The following is a 21,266-nucleotide window of genomic DNA, read 5'->3' on the forward strand; positions in this document are numbered from 1 at the left end:
AGGAATGACTCCCCCCCCCGCCACCGGTAAGCCCAAGTCGTCCCTTCTTGACGGCGTGTCGAGCCCGGCCGATATCCGCGACTTCTCCATCGAGGAGCTGGAGCAGCTGACCTATGAGGTCCGTCAGGAGATGATCCAGTCGGTCTCCTTCACCGGCGGCCATCTGGGGGCCGGTCTGGGAGTCGCCGAACTGACCGTGGCGATCCACCACATTTTCGATACGCCGCGCGACCGTCTGATCTGGGATGTGGGCCATCAGGCCTATCCCCACAAGATCCTGACCGGACGCAGGCAGCGCATGCGCACCATGCGCCAGGGCGGGGGTCTGTCGGGCTTCACCCGCCGGTCGGAAAGCGAGTACGACCCCTTCGGCGCCGGGCATTCCTCCACCTCCATCTCGGCGGCGCTGGGCATGGCCGTGGCCCGCGACCTCAAGGGCGCCACCAACAACGTCATCGCGGTGATCGGCGACGGCGCCATGAGCGCCGGTCAGGCCTATGAGGCCATGAACAATGCCGGTGCGGCGGGCTCGCGCCTGATCGTCATCCTCAACGACAACGACATGTCCATCGCGCCGCCGGTGGGCGCGCTGTCGGCCCATCTGTCACGCCTGCTGTCGTCGCCGTCCTATCACTCGCTGCGCCATCTGGTGAAGGATCTGGCCCATCTGCTGCCCCCTCCTCTCGAACGGGCCGTTGGCCGCGCCGAGGAATATGCCCGCGGCATGGTCTCGGGCGGCGGCACCTTGTTCGAGGAATTGGGCTTTTATTACGTGGGCCCCATCGACGGCCACAATTTCGAGCATCTGCTGCCCGTTCTGAAGAACGTGCGCGATTCCGAGGAAACCCGGCCGGTCCTGCTGCATGTGGTGACCAAGAAGGGCCGCGGCTATCCCCCGGCCGAGGCCGCCGCGGACAAGTATCACGGCGTCGGCCGCTTTGACGTGCTGACCGGTCAGTTGGAAAAGCCCAAGGCCAATGCGCCGTCCTATACCTCGGTCTTCGCCAAGGCGCTGATCGCCGAGGCGGAGGTGGATGACCGCGTGGTCGCCATCACCGCCGCCATGCCGGGCGGCACCGGTCTCGACAAGTTCGGCGACCGTTTCCCGGCGCGGACCTTCGACGTGGGCATCGCCGAACAGCATGCGGTGACCTTCGCTGGCGGTCTGGCCACCGAGGGCTTCAAGCCGTTCTGCGCCATCTACTCCTCCTTCCTGCAGCGCGCCTATGATCAGGTGCAGCATGACGTGGTGCTGCAGAAACTTCCCGTGCGCTTCGCCATCGACCGCGCCGGTCTGGTGGGCGCCGACGGCGCCACCCATGCGGGCTCCTACGACATGGCCTTCCTGGGCTGCCTGCCCGACATCGTCATCATGTGCCCGTCGGACGAGGCGGAACTGATGCACGCGGTGGCCACCGCCGTCGCCATCGACGACCGTCCCTCGGCCTTCCGCTATCCGCGCGGCGAGGGCGTGGGCGTCGAACTGCCCGAACGCGGCACGGTGATGCCCATTGGCAAGGGCCGCGTGGTGCGCGAAGGCAACCGGGTCGCCATCCTGTCGCTGGGCACCCGCTTGGCCGAAGTGCTGAAGGCCGCCGACGATCTGACCGCCCGCGGGCTTGCCCCCACCGTGGTCGATGCCCGCTTCATGAAGCCGCTGGACGAGGAGCTGATTCTTCGCATGGCGCGCGAACACGAAATGCTGGTCACCGTCGAAGAAGGTTCGGTGGGCGGCTTCGCCAGCCATGTACTCCATCTGCTGGCGTCCAAGGGCGCCCTGGACCGCGGCCTCAAGGTTCGCCCTCTGGCTCTTCCCGACGTCTTCGTCGAGCATGATGCCCCGATGATCCAGTACGAGAAGATCGGCCTCAATGCTTCGGGCATCGTGGCCACGGTGCTTGCCACCCTTGGGGAAACCCGTTCCATGGTCAGCGCCTGACAATACACACTATTTCTTACGTAATATTACGGCGCCGCCCCATTTCGGGTGGCGCCGTTTTGTATATGGATTGAAATACCGCGAATCAGTGATATTATATATGTAACATTCGAGTTCTGAGGTATGCGGTCATGGAATTGGAAAAACTTCAGGAAAGCGCCCGCCGGGCCAGCGCCTTGCTGAAGGCCATGAGCAACGAACACCGCCTGATGATTCTGTGTCAGCTGCTTCCCGGCGAGAAGTCGGTGGGCGAGCTCGAGCGCATCATCGGCCTCAGCCAGTCGGCGCTGTCGCAGCATCTGGCCCGCCTGCGCCGCGACACCCTGGTCACCACCCGGCGCCAGGCCCAGACCATTTTCTATTCCCTGGCCGGGGTCGAGGCCCGCGCGGTGATCGACACCCTGTATGGTCTGTACTGCCAGCCCGAGGGTGGCTGCGCCGGTTAGGCCTGCCGATACCGCCACACCCCGTTCGAATCCAAGGTCCGCACCACGCTCCCCAGCTTCATCAGATGATGGAGATGGGCAAGGGTCTCTCCCGTGGCGAAGCCCAACTGGTGGGCGTCCAACGGGCGGGTGAACAGCACCTTCAGCACCTGAACCGCTGTGACGGCCTCCGAGCAGGCCCCAAGAGTCTTCTCCAGACGCTCGGCATGATGGGCCTTGAGATCGTCGATGCGGGTATGAAGCCCCTGGAACGGCAAGCCATGGGACGGCAGAACGAATGTGTCCTCGGGGAGTGCACGCAAACGGTCCAGGGCGTCGAGAAAGAGGGAAAGCGGCTCGGATTCCGGCTGCTGCGGCCAGACGCCGACGATGGGCGAAATGCGCGGCAGAACCTGATCGCCGGAAATCAGCAGCCCGGCTTCCTCGCAATACAAGCAGGCATGCTCGGGCGAGTGCCCTCCGCCCTCGATCACCCGCCAGATGCGACCGCCGATGGTCATCTCGTCACCGTGACGGATGCCGATGACGCGCACCGGAATGACGTCGATGCGCGAGCGATAGGTGTTGCGCCGTTCCTTGACCCCCTCCAACTGCTCGGCATCCAGACCGATGCGGGTGTAGTAATGAAGCTGGTTGGCGACAAAGTCGGCACTGTCTTCCAGCCAGAGCATGCGGCCGAACAGCCATTCGCGCATCATGGCGGTAAGGTCCACCCCCAGCTTTTCGCACAGCCAGCCGGACAGGCCCATATGGTCGGGATGGAAATGGGTGGCGATCAGCCGGTTGACCGCCTTTCCGGCCAGCGGCCCGGCGAAGATCTCGTCCCATAAGGCCTTGGTGACGTCATTGCCCAGGCCGGTATCGACCAACACCACACCCTCGCCATCGTCGAGAACCCACAGATTGATGTGATCGAGGGCAAAGGGCAACGGCATGCGAATCCACCGCACCCCCGGCGCCACCTCCAGCAAATGCCCATGCATCGGAGGCTCGGTCAGCGGATGGATCAGGGTCGAACGGCTCACGGCAAGACTCTCCCGGTTAATTCGGTAAGTCTTTGCATATTTGATGCGGTGCGACAAGTTTCAAGCGCCGCTGTCGGTTCGGGCTTTAAATGGCGGTAACGGATTATAGATGGCGGCAGCCGCACAATGGATGGCGGTGAAAATTTTCAGGCCGTTGATTCGGAATGATTTCCGATGAAGCCCGTTTTGGCCGCTTTGAAGTCGGTTCAAGACAACCAATTCGATCGCCCTCGCGACCGTTTTGAAAGCCTCGCGATACGCTTGTTCAGGCGAAGCCCCTCCCTGCCAGAACGATCCCGTAAATCCGGTGCACCACCACAGGCAGGCATGAACGCCGTCCCGAATCTCCGGGGCGCCCACATAGATATGGAACGGTTCAAGGGAGCCATCGGCGCCCCCTTTCTGAACACGCGGCATGATCATATCAAGCAGGTTGGTTCTATAGGCCAGTTGGTCATTGTTGCTGGAACCAGACGCGTTGCATGAAGAGACACCCCTGGGTTCCCCTCTGCACAGCCGCGATCTCGACCGTCTGGCCGACACCGCCCTCGGCAGGTGCGAAGTGTCCCCGCCCTTGGTGGCTCCTCTTCAGGAATCCCAGGCTCCGAGACCACCGTTCAGACCATGACGAACATGGACCGCAACCGTAAATCTACAGACGCCATAGATTAATGGTTTTCTCATTGACGCCCCATCGAACAGTCCGTAGTGTTGTTTCCAGACAATTAACCGTATCAACTTGTTATTTGAGGGGCGCTCGATGCTTTTTTCCACGCTTTGGACCCGTACCCTTCGCGCTGGCCTGACGGCGGCGGCGGCGCTCGGCCTGTCCGGGGCGGCCATGGCCGCCGACAAGGTCGAAGAGATCAAGATCGACTACGCCTATTACAATCCGGTCAGCCTGGTGCTGAAGGATAAGGGCTGGCTCGAGCAGGAATTCGCCAAGGACGGCATCAAGGTCCGCTGGGTTCTGTCCCTGGGCTCGAACAAGGCCCTGGAATTCCTCAACGCCAAAAGCCTTGATTTCGGCTCGTCGGCTGGCGCGGCAGCCCTGTTGGCCCGCATCAACGGCAACCCGGTGAAGTCCGTCTATGTCTATTCCAAGCCGGAATGGACCGCCCTGGTGACGGGCAAGGACTCGGCCATCCAGAAGGTTGCCGACCTCAAGGGCAAGCGCGTCGCCGCCACGCGGGGCACCGATCCCCACATCTTCCTGACCCGCACCCTGGCGGAAAACGGCCTGACCGAGAAGGACGTCAAGATCGTCCTGCTGCAGCATCAGGATGGCCGTCTTGCCCTGGCCAAGGGCGACGTGGACGCCTGGGCCGGTCTCGACCCGCTGATGGCCCAGGCCGAACTGGATGACGGCGCCCGCATCTTCTACCGCAATGCCGACATCAACACCTGGGGCGTTCTCAACACCCGCGAGGACTTCATCGCCGACCATCCGGAACTGGTCTCCCGCGTCCTGGCGGTCTACGAGAAGGCCCGCGCCTTCGCCATTGCCAACCCGGCCGAGTTGAAGAAGACCATCGTCGAGCAGGCCAAGCTCAATGACGCGGTCGCCGCCCGCCAGCTCGAGCGCACCGATCTGTCCACCGCCGCCATCGGCGAGCGCCAGAAGAAGACCATTGAGGGCGCCGGCATCGCCCTGCAGCAGGCGGGCGTCATTCCCGCCGACGTGAATGTTCCCTCCGTCGCCGCTGCCCTGGTAGACTCCAGCTTCGTTACCAAGCTGGGCGTGAAGTGAGGCTGTAACCTTGTCATCCGTGAAAACTTGCGCCGCCTCCTCCGTGGAGGCGGCGCTGCCGTCTTCCAAACGCCCCGGCTTCAAATGGCTGCTGGGCTTTATCCTGCCGGTCGGCCTGGCCCTGGCCTGGGAAGTGGCGGTCGCCCTGAAATGGGCCGATGGCCGCCTGCTGCCCACGCCGTCTCGGGTCTTCACCACCCTGGCCGCTCTGGCCAAGACCGGTGAACTGACCAATCACGTGCTGGCCACCTTGCAGCGTGTGGCGCTCGGCTTCGGGTTCGGGGTGGCGGCGGGCACAGTGCTGGGCGCCGTCAGCGGTTACTGGAGTCTGGCCCGGCGGCTGATCGACCCCACATTGCAGGCGCTGCGCAACATTCCCTCCATCGCCTGGGTGCCGATGTTCATCCTTTGGTTCGGCATCTTCGAGACCTCGAAGGTGATCCTCATCGCGGTGGGCGTGTTCTTTCCCATCTATCTCAGCCTGTCGGGCGCTATTCTGGGCGTGGACCGCAAGCTGGTGGAGGTCGGGCGCATCTTCCGCTTCAGCCATGCCGAGATGATCACCCGCATCCTGCTGCCCGCCACCCTGCCCGCCTACGTCATCTCTTTGCGGTCCGGCCTGGGGCTGGGCTGGATGTTCGTGGTCGCCGCCGAGTTCATGGGCGCCGAGGAGGGCCTGGGCTTCCTGCTGGTCGATGGCCAGCAGACCGGACGTCCGGCGGTGATCCTGGCATCCATTACCGCCTTCGCCATCCTGGGCAAGATCACCGACTGGCTGCTGGCCTCGGCCTCGGCCCGGTTCCTGACCTGGCAAGATTCCTTCAAGCCGGCGGAGTAGAGCCATGCTCGGCATTTCCAATGTGGACAAGCGCTATCCCAACGGCCTGCTGGCCCTGTCCGGCCTGAATCTCGACGTGGCCGAGGGCGAGATCCTGGCCATCGTCGGCGGGTCGGGCTGCGGCAAGAGCACCTTGCTGCGCCTCATCTCCGGGCTGGACACGCCCACCACGGGAACCGTCACCCTGGACGGCACCCCGGTCAAGGAGCCGCGTCCCGAGATCGGCATGGTGTTTCAAGAACCCCGCCTGATGCCTTGGCTGACCATCGACCAGAACGTCGCCTTCGGCATCCGCCATCTGCCCGCCGAGGAGCAGAAAGCCCGCGTGTCGGAGACGCTGGCCCGCGTCGGTCTGGCGTCGCATGTGGGGCACTGGCCGCGCGAATTGTCGGGCGGGCAGGCCCAGCGCGTCGCCCTGGCCCGCGCCCTGGTGGGACGGCCCAAGGTGCTGTTGCTGGACGAGCCGTTCTCGGCGCTGGACGCGCTGACCCGCGGCGATTTGCAGGACCATCTGCTGGATCTGTGGGCCTATGACCGCCCCACCATGATCCTGGTGACCCACGACATCGAGGAGGCCCTGGTCCTGGCCGACCGTATCGTGGTGATGCAGCCCAATCCCGGCCGGGTGCGGATCGAGGTCACGCCGCCCCTGGCGCGGCCGCGCGATCGCCTGGATGCCGAGTTCTTGCAGTGGAAGTATAAACTCTTGGGCGATTTGGACCATGCCAGCCGTCCGCCCACCGGCGACGAATCCTTCCCCGCCGTAGCCATCTGAGAGAAGAATGTCCGATCTTTTTCCGGTTCCCCCGGATTTCGCCGCCCGCGCCCATGTGGATGCGGCGGCCTATGAAAATCTCTATGGGCGATCCCTGGACGACAACCAGGGGTTCTGGCGCGAACAAGCGGGCTTCCTCGACTGGATCAAGCCGTTTACGAAGGTCAGCGACACCAGATTCGATCCCGATGATCTGCGCATCCGCTGGTTCGCCGACGGCACATTGAACGCCTCGGTCAATTGCATCGACCGCCACCTTCCCGCCAAGGCCGACCTGCCCGCCATTCTGTGGGAAGGTGACGCGTCGGATGAGCGCCGCACCGTCACCTGGGGCCAATTGTCCGACCGGGTCAACCGGCTGGCCAATGTGCTGAAGAGCCTGGGCGTGGCCAAGGGCGACGTGGTCACCATCTATCTGCCGGTGATCCCCGAGGCCTTCGTCGCCATGATGGCCTGCGTGCGCATCGGCGCCGTCCATTCGGTGGTGTTTTCCGGTTTTTCCGCCGAGGCCCTGGCCAACCGCATCGCCGATGCCGGTGCCAAAGTGCTGATCACCGCCGACGAGGGCAAGCGCGGCGGGCGGGCTGTGCCCTTGAAGCGCAATGCCGATGAGGCTCTGACCTCTCAGCCCGGTGTCGCCCATGTGGTGGTGGTGCGCCGCACCGGCGCCCCCGTGCCCTTCTCGCCGGGCCGCGATCTTTGGTACGAGGACGCCCTGGCCGCCGCCCAGCCCTGGTGCGAGCCGGTGGAGGTGGGAGCGGAGGACCCGCTGTTCATCCTTTACACCTCCGGCTCCACCGGCAAACCCAAGGGCCTTGTCCACACCACCGGCGGCTATCTGGTTCATGCGGGCACCAGTTGGAAGACCATCTTCGACTGGCATCCGGGCGATGTGTTCTGGTGCACCGCCGATGTAGGCTGGGTCACGGCCCACACCTATAAGATCTACGGACCGCTGCTGAACGGTGCCACCAGCGTGTTGTTCGAGGGCGTGCCCACATGGCCGGATTCCTCGCGCTGGTGGTCGATCATCGAGCGCTACCGGGTCGCCATCTTCTACACCGCGCCCACCGCGCTGCGCTCCCTGATGCGCGAGGGCGAAGGGCCCGTGCGGCGCCACGACCTCTCCAGCCTGCGGGTCCTGGGTTCGGTGGGCGAGCCCATCAACCCGGAAGCCTGGCGTTGGTACCATTCGGTGATCGGCGCCGGGCGCTGCCCCATCGTCGACACCTATTGGCAGACCGAGACCGGAGCGGTGCTGCTGGTGCCCATTCCCGGCGCCATTCCCAACAAGCCGGGCATGGCGGCCAAGCCCTATTTCGGCATCCGCCCCGTGGTGGTCGATGCGCAAGGCAACCGCCTGGACGGCGTGGCCGAGGGCAATATGTGCTTCGAAGGCTCGTGGCCGGGACAGGCGCGCACTATTCTCCACGACCACGAACGCTTCATCCGGACCTATTTCGCCCCCTATCCGGGCCTGTTCTTCACCGGCGACGGGGTGCGCCGTGACGAGGACGGCTATTACCGCATCAGCGGCCGGGTGGACGACGTCATCAACGTCTCGGGCCACCGGCTGGGTACGGTGGAGCTGGAAAGCGCCATCTCGTCGCACCGGGCCGTGGCGGAATCGGCGGTGGTCGGTTTTCCCCACGACTTGAAAGGCCAGGGCGTGTTCGCCTATGTCACACTCAAGGACGGCATCACCGAGTCCGAGGAATTGCGCAAGGAACTGGTGGCCTGGGTCCGCGCCCGTATCGGCCCCATCGCCAGCCCCGATGTGATCCAATGGGCCCCAGCCCTGCCCAAGAACCGGGCGGGCAAGATTTTGCGCCGCATCCTGGCCAAGGTGGCCGCCAACGATTTCGAGAATTTCGGTGACACCTCCACCGTTGCCGACCCCGCCGTCGTCGGCGACATTGTTCAAAGCCGTAAGGACACTCTTGAAAGGGAACAGGTATGAACGCCGATGAATTGCGCAGCCTTCAGGCACCGCTCAAGGACAGCTACAAATCCACCCCTGACGTGGCCAAGATCACCCTGAAATCCAAGGGCGAGCTGGATTCCGACGATGTGGTTTGCCGCGTCGAGACTGGCCGCGCCCTGGTGGAAGCCGGGCTGCACCCGGCCACTGGCGGCACCGGCGCCTTCGCCTGTTCCGGCAATATGCTGCTGGACGCCCTGGTGGCCTGCGCTGGCGTCACCTTGAAGGCGGTGGCCATCGCCATCGAGTTCGACCTGAAAGGCGGCACCGTCTCGGCCGAGGGCGACCTGGATTTCCGCGGCACACTGGGCGTCGCAAAGGACGCGCCGGTGGGCTTTGGCGAGATTCGTCTGACCTTCGACCTGGAGACCTCCGAGTCCAAGGAGCGCATCGACCAACTGACCAAGCTGACCGAACGCTATTGCGTGGTGTTCCAGACCCTGGCCAAGCCGCCGGTCCTGGCGTTGACCGTGAAAAGCCATGGCTGAGGACAGCAGGAGGCCGGAGACCCTGGCGGCGCACGCCATGGGGCGGATCGACGGGGCGACGGGGGCGGTCATTCCCCCCATCCATCCGTCGGCCACCTATGAGCGCGACGCCGATCTGGGTTACTCCAGAGGCCGCTGCTATTCCCGCGCCGACAATCCCTCCTACGACGCTGCCGCCGACACGCTGACCGCGTTGGAAGGTGGCGCCCAGACCCTGCTGTTCGCGTCCGGCATGGCCGCCGCCACGGCGGTGTTCCAGGCGCTGGAGCCCGGTGACCATGTGCTGATCCCTGAGGTGATGTATTGGGCGCTGCGCGGCTGGCTGCACGGCTTTGCCACGCGGTGGGGGCTGCGCGTGGAGGCGGTGGACACCTCCGATCTGGACGAGGTCCGCCGCGCCTTGCGGCCCGGCCTCACCCGGCTGATCTGGGTGGAAAGCCCGGCAAATCCGCTATGGGTGATCAGCGACATCGCTGCCCTGGCCCAACTGGCCCACGAAGCGGGGGCCCGCCTGGCCGTGGATTCCACCATCGCCACGCCGGTCTTGACCCGGCCGCTGGAATTGGGCGCCGATCTGGTGATGCATTCGGCCACCAAATACCTCAACGGCCATTCAGACGTGGTGGCCGGCACGCTCACCACCAAGGTCAAGGACGATCCCTGGGCCAGGATCAAGGCCGTCCAGACCCAGATCGGCGGCGTGCTGGGACCGTTCGAAGCCTGGCTGCTGCAGCGCGGATTGCGCACCCTGTTTGCCCGCGTGCGCTGGCAGTGCACCTCGGCCCTGGATTTGGCCCAGCGCCTGTCCGCCCATCCCAATGTGGCTGAGGTGCTTTATCCCGGTCTTCCCGGCTTCGCAGGCCATGAGACCGCCAGCCGCCAGATGAAAGGCGGCTTCGGCGGTATGCTGTCCATCCGGGTCAAGGGTGGCCGCGAGGCCGCCATCGCCACCGCCGCCGCCACCCAGGTCTGGACTCGGGCCACATCCCTGGGCGGCGTGGAAAGCCTGATCGAACACCGCGCCAGCATGGAAGGGGCCGACTCGCCCGTGCCGGATGACCTGTTGCGGTTGTCCGTGGGGCTCGAGGCGGTGGACGACCTTTACAATGACCTGAGCCAAGCCCTCGGTCTATGAAATGGCCGACAGGGCCTGATCCAGATCGCGGATGATGTCGTCGGCGGTTTCCAATCCCACCGACAGGCGGATCACGTCGGGACCGGCGCCCGCCGCCACCCGCTGTTCGTCGCTGAGCTGGCGGTGGGTGGTCGAGGCCGGATGCAGGATCAGCGAGCGGGTGTCGCCCACATTGGCCAGATGGGAGAACAGCCGCACGCCTTCCACCATCTTGATCCCCGCCTCGTAACCGCCCTTGACCCCGAAGGTGAAGACCGAACCTGCGCCCTTGGGCAGGTATTTGGCCGCCAGATCAAAGTAGGGGCTGGATTTCAGCCCGGCATAGGATACCCAGGCCACTTTGGGATGGGTTTCCAGGAATTCGGCCACCTTGCGGGCATTCTCCACATGGCGCTCCATGCGCAGCGGCAGGGTCTCGATGCCCGTGATGGTCAGGAAGGCGTTCATGGGCGCCATGGCCGGGCCAAAATCTCTGAGCGCCACGGCGCGAGCCTTGGTGGTGAAGCCGAAATCGCCGAAGGTCTCGTAGAAGGTCAGGCCGTGATAGGCGGGCTCGGGCTTGGTCATGGACGGAAACTTGTCGTTCTGCGCCCAGTCGAAACGCCCCGATTCCACAACCACGCCGCCCAATGAATTGCCATGCCCGGCCAGGAACTTGGTGGTGGAATGGCAGATGATGTCCGCACCCCAATCGAACGGGCGGCACAGATAGGGCGTGGCCAGGGTGTTGTCCACCACCAGGGGAATACCGGCCTCGTGCGCCACGGCGGCGATGGCTTCCAGATCCACCACCACGCCGCCGGGATTGGCCAGACTTTCCACGAAGATGGCCTTGCACTTGGGCGTCATCGCCTTACGGAAATTGTCCGGGTCCTTGGGATCGACGAAATGGCAGGTCCAGCCCAACTTGCGGAAGGTCAGGCCGAACTGGGTGAGCGAGCCACCATAGAGATTGCGCGACGCCAGGAACTCGTCACCCGGCTCCAGCAGGGTGAAGAAGGTCAGGAACTGCCCGGCATGGCCCGAGGCGGCGGCCACGGCGGCCCGCCCGCCTTCCAGGGTCGCCACCCGCTCCTCCAGCACCGAAACGGTGGGATTGGTCAGCCGCGAATAGATGTTGCCGAAAGTGTGCAGGTTGAACAGCGATGCCGCCTGTTCGGCGTCCTCGAACACATAGGACGAGGTCTGGTAGATGGGGGTGATGCGCGCCCCCGTGGCCGGATCGGGCGCGGCTCCGGCATGGATGGCGCGGGTCTCGAAGCCATAGCTTTGATTGCGCGGCGGCATGGGGCGGTCCTTGCGGCCCTGGGCGCGCGGCGCCTCGGGCGCCTGATTGCGGATCAGCCCCGTATTGACCCCGCTCCACCCCAACTCGCCGCCCAGGCGGCCGTATTCGATCTTGGGGCAGCGGTCCATCACCACTTGAAGCCCCGCCGCCTCGGCCTTGGCGGCGGCCTCGTCGTTGCGCACCCCCAACTGCATCCACAGCACCTTGGCGCCCATGGCGATGGCTTCATCAGCCACCGGCCCCACCTGATCGGAGCGGCGAAAGACATCGACCATGTCCACCGGCTCGGTGATCTCCGACAGGCTGGCCCGCACCGTCTCGCCCAGGATCTCCTGTCCGGCGGCGGCCGGGTTGACCGGGATCACCCGATATCCCTTGGTCTGAAGGTACTTCATGACGAAGTAGCTGGGACGGTTCCAGTTGGTGCTGGCCCCCACCATGGCGATGGTCCGCGTATCGGCAAGAATCCGCCGCAGCAAGGCATCGCTGTAGACGGTTAGGGGGCGGTCGGTCATGAAATCCTCGATGTCCAAGTGCGGATCGGAAAATTGCCAGGCATCACTATCGTCCCCCCGGATTACGTCCCCGAAAGCCTCAGATAACGACAAGGCGCTCGGATATCGTATATCAGCAAGGGTTCGGCGCGAATATCGCTGACCCGCTCAATGGCGTCGAGAAACTTCGTGGGACTATTCCCGCCCCCGGCCACGGGAAAAATCGTCCAGGGCAGCCACATCATTGATGGCGATTCGGTTGCCGTCGAAACTGACGCCGACCGAGCGGAGTTTCGGCAACACCCGTGACGAAAACGTCTCGGGCCTGACTCCGATCCATCCCGCCAGAATCTTGTGTTTGGGCGGCAGGACAATCACCGCGGGGCCAAGGGTGGCGTCGGTCAGCGACAACAACAGCCGGGCCAGGCGCTGGGCCGGAGACAGGGATTTGAGGGCCGCGACTTCCGCTGTCAGGGCAGAAAGCCTGCCATAGACATGGTTGAGAACGCGTTGTCCCCCGATGGGTAACAGTGCCGCATCCACGGCCAGGAGCAGGCTTTTCGGCAAAAGGGTCGCCGTGCTGAGCCGCTCGACGCCGAGAAGCGCCTCTTCCCCGAAGCAGTCGCCGGGACGCAGGATTTCGATGATGCAGGCCGCCCCCCCGGCGACGACCGAGGATGTCATGATCGCCCCGCCCGAGACGATCACGTATAGACGGCCTCCCCCCTCGCCCTGCCGGTATAAAATACCGCCAAGACTCTGGCGCAGCGGTGTTATGGCCCTGTCCACCTGCGCGGCGGGCCATTGCGCCACTTCGGCAAGCAGGGGAATTCTAGAAAGGATCGCCAGGCTGGTCTGGTCGAGAGTTTCGGCCCGGCGCGCCCTGGCGCGGCCGGAAACGGAAATGGAATCGCGCATGTCCTTGCGGCTCCCCGGAACATATTCGTGAGGATTCGGCGCACCGGCGGATTTCCATGAAGTCCGCGGACGCTGTGTCGACGAAAGGGCTCAGACGGGAACAGGAGGTGCGCGGGAGCGAAAAGCTGCCGGACGGGGCGTGGATTCCGGCCATGCCGTGGGGATTGCGGCAACCCGGACCGGAACGGGCGCCACCGCTTCCCAGAAATTCCCTGGCGGGACCATTGCGGGCGAAACGGCGGTATTCTGGCATAGTGGGCAATGGACCTTGACCGGCCCGTCGGGAACTGTATTGCCCTTGGCCGAGCAAATGGACGCGGCATCCAAGACGAAGGCGGCCTCGGCCGGAACCACGGCGAAGGGCAGCAGGCCTTGCAAAAGCAGGGCGAAGGCCATGGCCATCCCCCAGGCCGCCCGACCCAACCCCGCCGTCCTTGTTCCGCTTTTCCTGGACGCCATGGCCCACCGCATATGCCGACACCTCCCCCTCATGAAACGGGGGAGAATTTACAAAAGTCAAGCCGATGTCGATTCTAGGGTAATACCCCGAGTCTCGGCGTTGACGCTGGGGGGGCGGCTGGGGCATCTGCTTTAGCCCATGGCACGTCAACGGCAAGCAGTCCGGATCTTCACAACGCGAAAATCGGGAGAGACCCTTCTCTCCCGCCTGATCTGCGTCGTGCTGTCTCTCGGTCTGCTGTTCGGCGCCACGACCGTTTCGGGGACACTCCCCGCCGGGGATGGCGACCAGATCGTCATATGCACGTCGCAAGGCATGGTGACCGTCGATCCCGGCGCCACCCAGCAATTCCCGGCGGCGGAACACTCCACCCCCACCCATTGCCTGTGCTGCCTGCCGTCGCTGCATGGCGGCGTGGACGTGGCGCGCTCCGTATCCTCCGTCTCGCCCACCCCCACGATCATCCAGCGGCTGGCCCCTCCCCCGGTGGTCGGGCTCGTCTCGCCTCTGCGCCCCTGGACCTCCCAGCCCCCTCGGGCCCCCCCGGCCATCTGAAGCCCGAATACGGATTGTCAGTCCCCGCCCGCCTTTTCACGGCGGACGGGACGCTCGGGATATGTCCGGCTTTGGATAGCCGGTTGGGACTTCAGGGGTCGTGATGAACAAAGTTTGGATGATCGCCGCCGCGGCCTCCGCGGTGCTGCCGTGCGCCATGGCCGCGCAGGCCGAGGAGAATGACGTCGATCTGGCTCCGGTCACGGTGACCGCGACCAAGACGGAAAAGCCGGTATCCGAGGCGCCCGCGACGGTCAGTGTGGTGACCGACAAGCAGATCGAGCACAACAATGTCAGGCGCATCGATGAAGCGCTGACCAGCACAATGGGCGTCTACGTCAAGGGGCTGGGCGACGGACAGACCAGCAATTTCAGCAATCAGGTCACCATGCGTGGCGTGCCGAGCTATAGCCGGACCGGCGTGATGATCGACGGCGTCAGCATGACCGATGGCTTCAGCCAGGGTGCCAATATGTCGGTGGTCCCCATCGACAACATCCAACAGATCGAGGTGGTTCCCGGCCCCTTCTCGTCCCTCTATGGCGGATCGGCCATGGGCGGTGTGGTCAACATCATCACCAAGGCCCCCACCAAGCGCGAAGTCATCGGCCGCCTGGGCTATGGCAGCAATGATCATCACCTGGAAAGCGGCACCTACCGCGACCTCTGGACGCTGGGCGGCGCCAAGCTGGGAATTGTCGCCAATCTGGATCACGAGGCCAGCGGGGGCTACGTCAACGAATACGTCAACAAGTCGGCAGCGGGCGCTGGCGGCACCAATGTGACCGGATGGGCCGCGACCACCAGCAATACCGGGGCGGCCCAGTACACGATCGGCGACAAGGGGCGGCGCGGCTGGAACAAGGACAATGCGGGACTGAAGCTGTTCCTCGACTTTGACGACGACAGCAAACTGACCCTCGAAGGGTCCTATCACAACTCGTTCACCATCTTCGACAGAAGCAATTATTACCTGACGGATGCAGCAGGGAACCACTATCCCAGCGGACTTGCCACCAACAATCTGACGCTCGGCGGCGCGGGCGCGAATGTCCAGACCAAGGCTGGCGATTTCGTCGCCGGTCCCAATGGCGAGGAGGTTCAGCGCTACCGAATCGGCTACGAGACCAAGATCTGGAGTGACGTCACCACCAAGATCACGGTCAACCACCAGCGGAACAATTACTGGTACGTCACGCCGGACACGACCACGTCCAACGACTATCTGGGTGGCGGAAAGTACAGCGATATCCCCACGACGAAATTGGACGTGGATTCCAATATCGGCATGCCCATCGGCACACAGCATTACCTGATCAGCGGCATCGCCTGGAATCGCAACGAGTTGTACAAGCAGGACTACCTCATGGGGAGCTGGCGCGAGGTCGGCACCCTGGGCCGCGTGGTCAACATCATGCGCGGCGCCACCACCACCAAGGCCGCCTATGCCCAGGACGAATATTCCCCCATTCCTCCGCTGACCCTGACCGCTGGGTTCCGCTACGACATCTGGTCCACCAATGGCGCCACCAGCGGCTCGGCCTATACTCAAAGCGGCACCACCTATACCGCGTACAACAAGGGCTATCGCGAGCGGACCAAGGGCGCGCTCAGTCCGAAACTGGCGGCGGTCTACAAGTTCGATACCGGAACGGTGCTGCGCGCCGCCTGGGGCCGCGCCTTCCGCACGCCCAATCTGTCGGACCTCTATTCGACCACCCAGACCAGTTCCAGCACCACCAACGCCAATCCCGACCTGAAGCCGGAAAAGGCCCGGTCTTGGGAAATCGGCGCGGAACAGGCCTTCGACACAGGAACGACCCTGCGCGGCACCTATTTCAACACCCAGATCACCGACATGATCTATTCCTACTCGACGGGAAGCAGCCCGTCGGTGACCAACCGGGTCAATGCGGGATCGGTCCATATCCAGGGCTATGAGGGGGAAATCCGCCAGAAATTCCTGGGCCGGTTCACCGCGTTTGCCAATCTGATCTATCAGGACGCCTATGTGGTCAACAACCCCAGCGTCCCCAGTTCGGTGGGCCATCGGGTCACCTATATGCCCGACCAGATCTGGAATATCGGCCTCGACGGTGAATACAAGGGCGCCTTCGGCTCGTTCAACATCCAGCACGTCGCCAAGCAGTTCGGAACGAACAATAGCGCGGATACCGCCAAGAACGTCTTCGGCGCCTACGACCCCTACACGATCGCCAACCTGAAGCTCGGCTTCAACATCACCGAGAACTACCAGGCCAGCCTGGCGGTCAACAACATCACCGACAAGCAGTACTTCAGCTATTACGCCGCATCGGGCCGAACCTTCTTCGGCTCGCTGCGCGCCCAATTCTAACCCGCATAAGGAGATGGCCATGCCTAAGCCCATATCTCTCGCCCTCTCGCTGCTTGGCGGTTTGCCGTGGATGGCGATGCCGTCCATGGTCATGGCGGCGCACAACCACGACGGTGGCGAGCCAAGCGCAAAGCCGGCTGTCGCCCTGGTGGCGCCGGTCGTGTCCCATCCGGTTCCCGATGTGCTTTGGTTCTCGGATTCGCCACCCTTCCAGAAGAAGGCGGCAGCTGCAGCCCCCGCGCCGGAACCGGGGGCCCAGGGCGCTCAAAGCGTCGAGGCCGCGGTCGTCGATCTGGGCGAGCGGGCTCAGAACAGCACGAACAACAAGCGTCTGTGGCTGAGGACCGGAGCGGACCCCGCGCGGGCCGCCGCCATGGGCGTCGCCACCATCGCCTCGACCATCCGGGTTCTGGGCGCCGATGGCGAAAGCTGGACCGTTGCCCCGGTTTCCGATGGCGGGCGCTATCTGGCCGAGATCCCCATCGCCATGATGGGCTTTTACAACGCCTATCTGACACAGGCGGCGCTTACCGGCGACCGCCTGGAAGCGCAGGTCGCCAAGGCGGAGGTGCTGAAGGGAACCTGCTGCAAGAAGGGCGTCGATCCCGAACAGGAAAAGGCGATCAGCGATCCGACCCAGCCCATGGAGCTGGTCCGCGACCACATGCCCGACGAAAAGCTGTTCACCCGTCTGGTGTCGGGCGACAAGATCAACTTCACCGTCACCAGTTTCGGCAAACCCCTGGCGGGCGCCAAGGTAACCTTCTGCAGTCAGCAGGGCTGGAGCAAGACCGTCACCAGCGACGACCAGGGACGCGTCCAGTTCACCCTGATCCGCGACTATTTCCCCGGCTGGGACGACTTCAAACGGCTGACCAAGCAGACCTTCCTGATCACCGCCGAGGCGCAAACCGACACGCCCGGCATGTGGAACGGCCAGGAATACCGCTCGGCCCATCTGCGCACCACGCTGTCAGGCAAGTATTCGCCCTCGCCTTACGACTACCGCTCCTACGCCTTCGGGCTGGGAATCAGCGGTGGAATCGCCCTCTTTCTCGGGACGGCCATCTACCTGTACCGCCGACGCCGGGTGAAGCCCTTCCAGGAGATCCGGTTCAATGAGCAGGCTTAAGGCCGCCGTCGACGGCGTCAATTTCAACCGCTTCCGCTTCTGGCTCCAGGCGTTCTTCTTCGTCCTGGTGATCTATGGCGGCTATTTGGGCATCGAACTGGGCAATTCCCTGCCCATGCTGTCATGCGGCTACAACAATGAAGGCCGCATTGGCATGTGCTTCCTGATGCCGTTGCAGCACGAGCTGGGCTGGACCTGGGCCAAGCTGTTCAGTTGGGCCATCACCTCGCTTCTGACCACCTTCGCCGTATTCGTTCTGTGGTTTGTGGCCATCAACAAGGGCTGGTGCGGATTCGTCTGCCCGCTGGGCACGCTGCAGGACTGGATGACGGCCCTGCGGCGGCGACTGGGAATCCGCTATTCCCGCTATACGCTGGGCCAGTTCAAGCAACTGACCCGGATCAAATACGTCCTGCTGGCCCTGGCCGTGCTGATCCCGCTGGGTGTCGGCGGCGGCTGGTTCCACAACGACATGAAGCTGCCCTTCTGCTCCATCTGCCCCGGTAAGATGATCATTCCCCTGCTCACTGGTAACACCCAGTACTTCACCGTCGACTTCTCCACAAAGACGGCCATGGTGATGAGCGCGTTGGGCATGCTGACCACCGGGCTGTTCTTCGTGGGCTCGTTCGTCAAGAAGCGCTTCTGGTGCTTCTACTGCCCCATGAGCGCGCTGCATTACCTGTTCTCCAAGCTGGCCGTCCTGCGGCTGGTCAAGGACGGCGGAAAGTGCACCCGCTGCGGCGACTGCTACCGGGTCTGCGACATGGAGATCAAGGAGATCGCCGACGATATCCGGGTCGGCGACATCATGATGGACGACTGCACCTTATGCCTGAAATGCGTGGCCGCCTGCCCCGAGACCGGGGCCTTGAAGGCGAATTTCGCCGGCCGGGCGATCTTCGAGGCGACCGAGGCCGGTTTCATCAAGCGAATGAACAAAGGATGCAAGGCATGACCGCCGCCGCTCCCAACGATTTCGCGCGCAGCAAGCAGGCGCGTGAAGCCGAGAACATGCTGGACCACATCGTCGATGACTTCGACGACAACCTGGCCAGCATGACCTATTTCTACGACCTGTTCCGCCGCGTCTACATCCAGGGAGAGGACATCCGGCCAAAAGGCATTCAGGTGGGCACCACCTGCATCCAGGCCCCCGAGGAACTGATCCACGCCTTTGGCGCCCATCCGGTGCGGCTGTGCAATGGCTCGTATCATTACGACCAGATCGGCGCCGATTTCATGCCCGCCAAGTCGTGCTCCCTGGTCAAGGCGACGCTGGGCATGCTGTGCTCGGAAAATCCGGTTCCTCGCGTCGGCAAGCTGGATCTGGTCGTCAACCCCACCACCTGCGACCAGAAGAAGAAGGCCAGCGCCATGATGGAAGGCATGGGCCATACGGTCTTCGATCTGGAGCTTCCCAACGTCAAGGAAAGCGAGGCGTCGCGCGTCTATTGGCAGCGGTCGGTGCGCGAATTCGCCGAGCGTCTGCGGGCGCTGACCGGCAAGCGCCTGACCCGCAAGAACCTCCTGGCCGCCATGGCCAAGACTAGGCGGGCCGAGATGGCCTTTCGAACCATGGACACCTTCCGCCAGCGGCAACCGGCCGTCTTGCTGGGCAAGGATGTCTTCTTGGTCACCAACGCCTTCTTCTTCGACGATATCGAACGCTGGACCGAGGCCGTCGAGGCGCTGAACCAGGAACTGGCCGCACGCGCCGAATCGGGCGTCACCGCCGCCCAGCGCAAGGCGCCGCGCATCGTGTTCACCGGGTCGCCGCCGATCTTTCCCAATCTCAAACTGCCGATCCTGATCGAGCAGGCGGGCGGCGTGGTGGTGGCCGACGAGACCTGCTCGGCCAACCGCATGCTTTACGACATGACGGCGGTGGATGAATGGCTGGTCAACGACATGGTGGACAGTCTGGCCGACAAATACCTGAAGCCCTGCACCTGCCCCATCTTCACCCGCAACGAGGACCGTCAGCGCCGCCTGCTGGAACTGGCCGCCAAATTCTCCGCCGATGGCGTGGTCTATCAGTCCTTCGCCGGTTGCCAGGTCTACGAGATGGAGCAGAAGTCCATCGCCGACCTGCTGAACGCCCAGGGCATTCCCATGCTCTACGTCGAGACCGATTACAGCCCCGACGACATGGGGCAGTTGTCCACCCGCATCGAAGCCTTCCTCGAATCCATCAAGACGCGCAAGAGGAACCGGAAATGACCTATTTCGCCGGGATCGATATCGGCTCGACCGCCATCAAGGTGGCGCTGGTCCATGGGGACGGCACCCTGGCCGGGGCGCATGTGACCGCCTCGGGAAGCCTGTTCCACAAGAACGCCAAGGAGGCGCTGCAAGGCCTGCTGGACCGCCATGGCCTGCGCCGCGAACAGGTCCGCTACCTGATCGCCACCGGCTATGGCCGCAAGCTGTTCAAGGAGGCCGATGATTCCATCAGCGAAATCACCGCCAACGCCATCGGCGCGCACGAGGCCGGAAAGGCGTTCGGCGGCGTGCGCACCATCATCAATATCGGCGGCCAGGATTCCAAGGCTATCCAGATCGATGGCGAAGGCGGTGTGGTCAACTTCGCCATGAACGACAAATGCGCCGCCGGAACCGGGCGTTTCCTCGATGTGGCCGCCCGCAACCTGGATCTGGATCTGGAGGATTTGGGCGACATCCACTTCAACGGAGCCGGGGCGGCGCTTTCCATCAACAGCACCTGCACCGTGTTCGCCGAATCCGAGATCATCGGGCTGCTGGCCAATGGCCACGGAAAAGGCGAGATCGTCGCCGGTATCCATTATTCCATCGCGCGCCGGACCGTGCGCCTTGCCAAGCGGGTGGGGATCGAGGACCGCGTCTATTTCGACGGCGGCCCGGCCCTGAACAAGGGATTGGTGGCGGCCATCGAGGACGAACTGGGCCGCCAATTGGTGGTGCCCGAACATCCCCAGACCACCACGGCCTTCGGTGCCGCCATCCTGGCCCGCAGCGAGTACCTGGCCGAACAGGGAGACGAGGCGTGAGCCCCGAATCCCCCCTGGCGATCGGCTTGCCCATGGCCATGGCCATGGGGCTGGTGTTCGGAATGGGGCCTTGCCTGCTGTCGTGCCTGCCTTATCTCGGCCCGGTCTTCCTCGGCTCGGACGAGGGCGTCGCCAGATCGTGGCGCATCATGCTTCCCCTGTCGCTGGGGCGGCTGGGAAGCTATGGCGGGTTGGGAATCGCTTCGGGTCTGGTGGGTCATCTGGCCGAGGACATGATTGGCATCGCGGCCATCCGCTTCCTGGTCGGAAGCGCCGCGCTTCTTATGGGCGTTGCCCTGCTGGCCGGTGAACGCAAGGGGCACCGGCTATGCTCGCTTGCCGCCGAGACGACGCGGCCCGCCGGGCTGGTCCTCATGGGGCTGGGACTGGGCATGACGCCCTGCGCACCCCTGGGAGCCGTCCTGGTGTCCGCCGCGGCCTCCTCGGACCCGGTCTGGGGAGGCGTTCTCGGCCTGTGCTTCGGCCTCGGAGCCATTACGGTTCCGGCCATTGCCTATGGAATCGGAGGCGCCTTCATCGGCGCGCAATTGCGCAATGCCCTGGGTCGCTGGCGAACCGGCATCGAGAGGACAAGCGCCGCCCTGCTGATCGGTTCCGGTCTGCTGGGCATCTGGCGCGGCCTGGGCCTTTAAG

The 21,266-nt window shown here is 64.1% G+C and carries 20 protein-coding genes; 15 read left to right on the forward strand and 5 right to left on the reverse strand.

Going from position 1 to position 21,266, the window contains the following annotated elements:
- Positions 1 to 4 precede the first annotated feature (4 nt).
- Positions 5 to 1,939 carry a 1-deoxy-D-xylulose-5-phosphate synthase gene (gene dxs, locus CCC_RS07150; protein WP_041040536.1) on the forward strand — a complete coding sequence of 645 codons (1,935 nt, stop codon included), beginning with the start codon at positions 5 to 7 and terminating at the stop codon, positions 1,937 to 1,939.
- A gap of 131 nt (positions 1,940 to 2,070) precedes the next feature.
- Entirely contained in the window at positions 2,071 to 2,385 is a 315-nt protein-coding gene (locus CCC_RS07155) for an ArsR/SmtB family transcription factor (RefSeq protein WP_041040538.1), read from the forward strand.
- Here CCC_RS07155 and CCC_RS07160 read toward each other — a convergent pair.
- Positions 2,382 to 3,410: an MBL fold metallo-hydrolase gene (locus CCC_RS07160; protein WP_152619725.1), complete on the reverse strand. Its 1,029-nt coding sequence runs from the start codon at positions 3,408 to 3,410 to the stop codon at positions 2,382 to 2,384. The genes CCC_RS07155 and CCC_RS07160 overlap by 4 nt on opposite strands.
- 60 nt (positions 3,411 to 3,470) lie before the next feature.
- Positions 3,471 to 3,827 (reverse strand): hypothetical protein, encoded by a 357-nt coding sequence (locus CCC_RS22105; protein ID WP_162484139.1) that lies wholly within the window; start codon positions 3,825 to 3,827, stop codon positions 3,471 to 3,473.
- Positions 3,828 to 4,170: 343 nt separating this feature from the next.
- Between CCC_RS22105 and CCC_RS07165 the strand changes: the two genes are divergently transcribed.
- The 6 genes from CCC_RS07165 to CCC_RS07190 are packed head-to-tail and all read left to right on the forward strand — an operon-like array spanning position 4,171 to position 10,377.
- Entirely contained in the window at positions 4,171 to 5,160 is a 990-nt protein-coding gene (locus CCC_RS07165) for an aliphatic sulfonate ABC transporter substrate-binding protein (protein WP_009868137.1), read from the forward strand.
- Positions 5,161 to 5,179: 19 nt separating this feature from the next.
- The gene (locus CCC_RS07170) at positions 5,180 to 5,998 is read left to right on the forward strand and encodes an ABC transporter permease (RefSeq protein ID WP_236686329.1); all 819 of its coding nucleotides are present in this window, start codon (positions 5,180 to 5,182) and stop codon (positions 5,996 to 5,998) included.
- Positions 5,999 to 6,002: 4 nt separating this feature from the next.
- Positions 6,003 to 6,773, forward strand: a complete 771-nt coding sequence (locus CCC_RS07175) for an ABC transporter ATP-binding protein (protein WP_009868139.1) — start codon at positions 6,003 to 6,005, stop codon at positions 6,771 to 6,773.
- Positions 6,774 to 6,780: 7 nt separating this feature from the next.
- Positions 6,781 to 8,733, forward strand: coding sequence for an acetate--CoA ligase (gene acs, locus CCC_RS07180; protein ID WP_009868140.1), 1,953 nt, complete (start codon positions 6,781 to 6,783; stop codon positions 8,731 to 8,733).
- Positions 8,730 to 9,242, forward strand: a complete 513-nt coding sequence (locus CCC_RS07185; protein ID WP_041040540.1) for an OsmC family protein — start codon at positions 8,730 to 8,732, stop codon at positions 9,240 to 9,242. The genes acs and CCC_RS07185 overlap by 4 nt, the downstream gene beginning before the upstream one ends.
- Positions 9,235 to 10,377, forward strand: coding sequence for a trans-sulfuration enzyme family protein (locus tag CCC_RS07190; protein ID WP_041040542.1), 1,143 nt, complete (start codon positions 9,235 to 9,237; stop codon positions 10,375 to 10,377). The genes CCC_RS07185 and CCC_RS07190 overlap by 8 nt, the downstream gene beginning before the upstream one ends.
- On the opposite strand, the gene CCC_RS07195 is transcribed toward CCC_RS07190, so the two are convergent.
- From CCC_RS07195 to CCC_RS07205, 3 genes are all read right to left on the reverse strand, one after another.
- Positions 10,372 to 12,180: an O-acetylhomoserine aminocarboxypropyltransferase gene (locus tag CCC_RS07195; RefSeq protein ID WP_041040583.1), complete on the reverse strand. Its 1,809-nt coding sequence runs from the start codon at positions 12,178 to 12,180 to the stop codon at positions 10,372 to 10,374. The genes CCC_RS07190 and CCC_RS07195 overlap by 6 nt on opposite strands.
- Positions 12,181 to 12,354: 174 nt before the next feature.
- Positions 12,355 to 13,077, reverse strand: coding sequence for a Crp/Fnr family transcriptional regulator (locus CCC_RS21110; protein WP_052472987.1), 723 nt, complete (start codon positions 13,075 to 13,077; stop codon positions 12,355 to 12,357).
- 90 nt (positions 13,078 to 13,167) lie between these two features.
- Positions 13,168 to 13,473: a hypothetical protein gene (locus CCC_RS07205; RefSeq protein WP_152619727.1), complete on the reverse strand. Its 306-nt coding sequence runs from the start codon at positions 13,471 to 13,473 to the stop codon at positions 13,168 to 13,170.
- Between the two features lie 283 nt (positions 13,474 to 13,756).
- Here CCC_RS07205 and CCC_RS07210 point away from each other — a divergent pair, with 283 nt between their 5' ends.
- The 7 genes from CCC_RS07210 to CCC_RS21115 all read left to right on the forward strand — a co-directional run bounded on the left by CCC_RS07210 (position 13,757) and on the right by CCC_RS21115 (position 21,265).
- Positions 13,757 to 14,092, forward strand: coding sequence for a DUF2946 family protein (locus CCC_RS07210; RefSeq protein ID WP_009867357.1), 336 nt, complete (start codon positions 13,757 to 13,759; stop codon positions 14,090 to 14,092).
- Between the two features lie 103 nt (positions 14,093 to 14,195).
- Complete coding sequence (locus CCC_RS07215; protein WP_082036534.1) at positions 14,196 to 16,448, forward strand: TonB-dependent receptor; 2,253 nt, start codon at positions 14,196 to 14,198, stop codon at positions 16,446 to 16,448.
- Between the two features lie 19 nt (positions 16,449 to 16,467).
- The gene (locus CCC_RS07220) at positions 16,468 to 17,580 is read left to right on the forward strand and encodes a hypothetical protein (protein ID WP_152619729.1); all 1,113 of its coding nucleotides are present in this window, start codon (positions 16,468 to 16,470) and stop codon (positions 17,578 to 17,580) included.
- Positions 17,567 to 18,538, forward strand: a complete 972-nt coding sequence (locus CCC_RS07225) for a 4Fe-4S binding protein (RefSeq protein WP_041040550.1) — start codon at positions 17,567 to 17,569, stop codon at positions 18,536 to 18,538. Before CCC_RS07220 ends, CCC_RS07225 begins: the two co-directional genes overlap by 14 nt.
- Complete coding sequence (locus CCC_RS07230) at positions 18,535 to 19,803, forward strand: double-cubane-cluster-containing anaerobic reductase (RefSeq protein WP_009867042.1); 1,269 nt, start codon at positions 18,535 to 18,537, stop codon at positions 19,801 to 19,803. Before CCC_RS07225 ends, CCC_RS07230 begins: the two co-directional genes overlap by 4 nt.
- Positions 19,800 to 20,612: an acyl-CoA dehydratase activase gene (locus CCC_RS07235; RefSeq protein WP_009867043.1), complete on the forward strand. Its 813-nt coding sequence runs from the start codon at positions 19,800 to 19,802 to the stop codon at positions 20,610 to 20,612. Before CCC_RS07230 ends, CCC_RS07235 begins: the two co-directional genes overlap by 4 nt.
- Positions 20,609 to 21,265 (forward strand): sulfite exporter TauE/SafE family protein, encoded by a 657-nt coding sequence (locus tag CCC_RS21115; RefSeq protein ID WP_052472989.1) that lies wholly within the window; start codon positions 20,609 to 20,611, stop codon positions 21,263 to 21,265. Before CCC_RS07235 ends, CCC_RS21115 begins: the two co-directional genes overlap by 4 nt.
- Position 21,266: the final 1 nt, after the last annotated feature.

Origin of the sequence: Paramagnetospirillum magnetotacticum MS-1, assembly GCF_000829825.1 — a bacterium.
Lineage (GTDB): Bacteria > Pseudomonadota > Alphaproteobacteria > Rhodospirillales > Magnetospirillaceae > Phaeospirillum > Phaeospirillum magnetotacticum.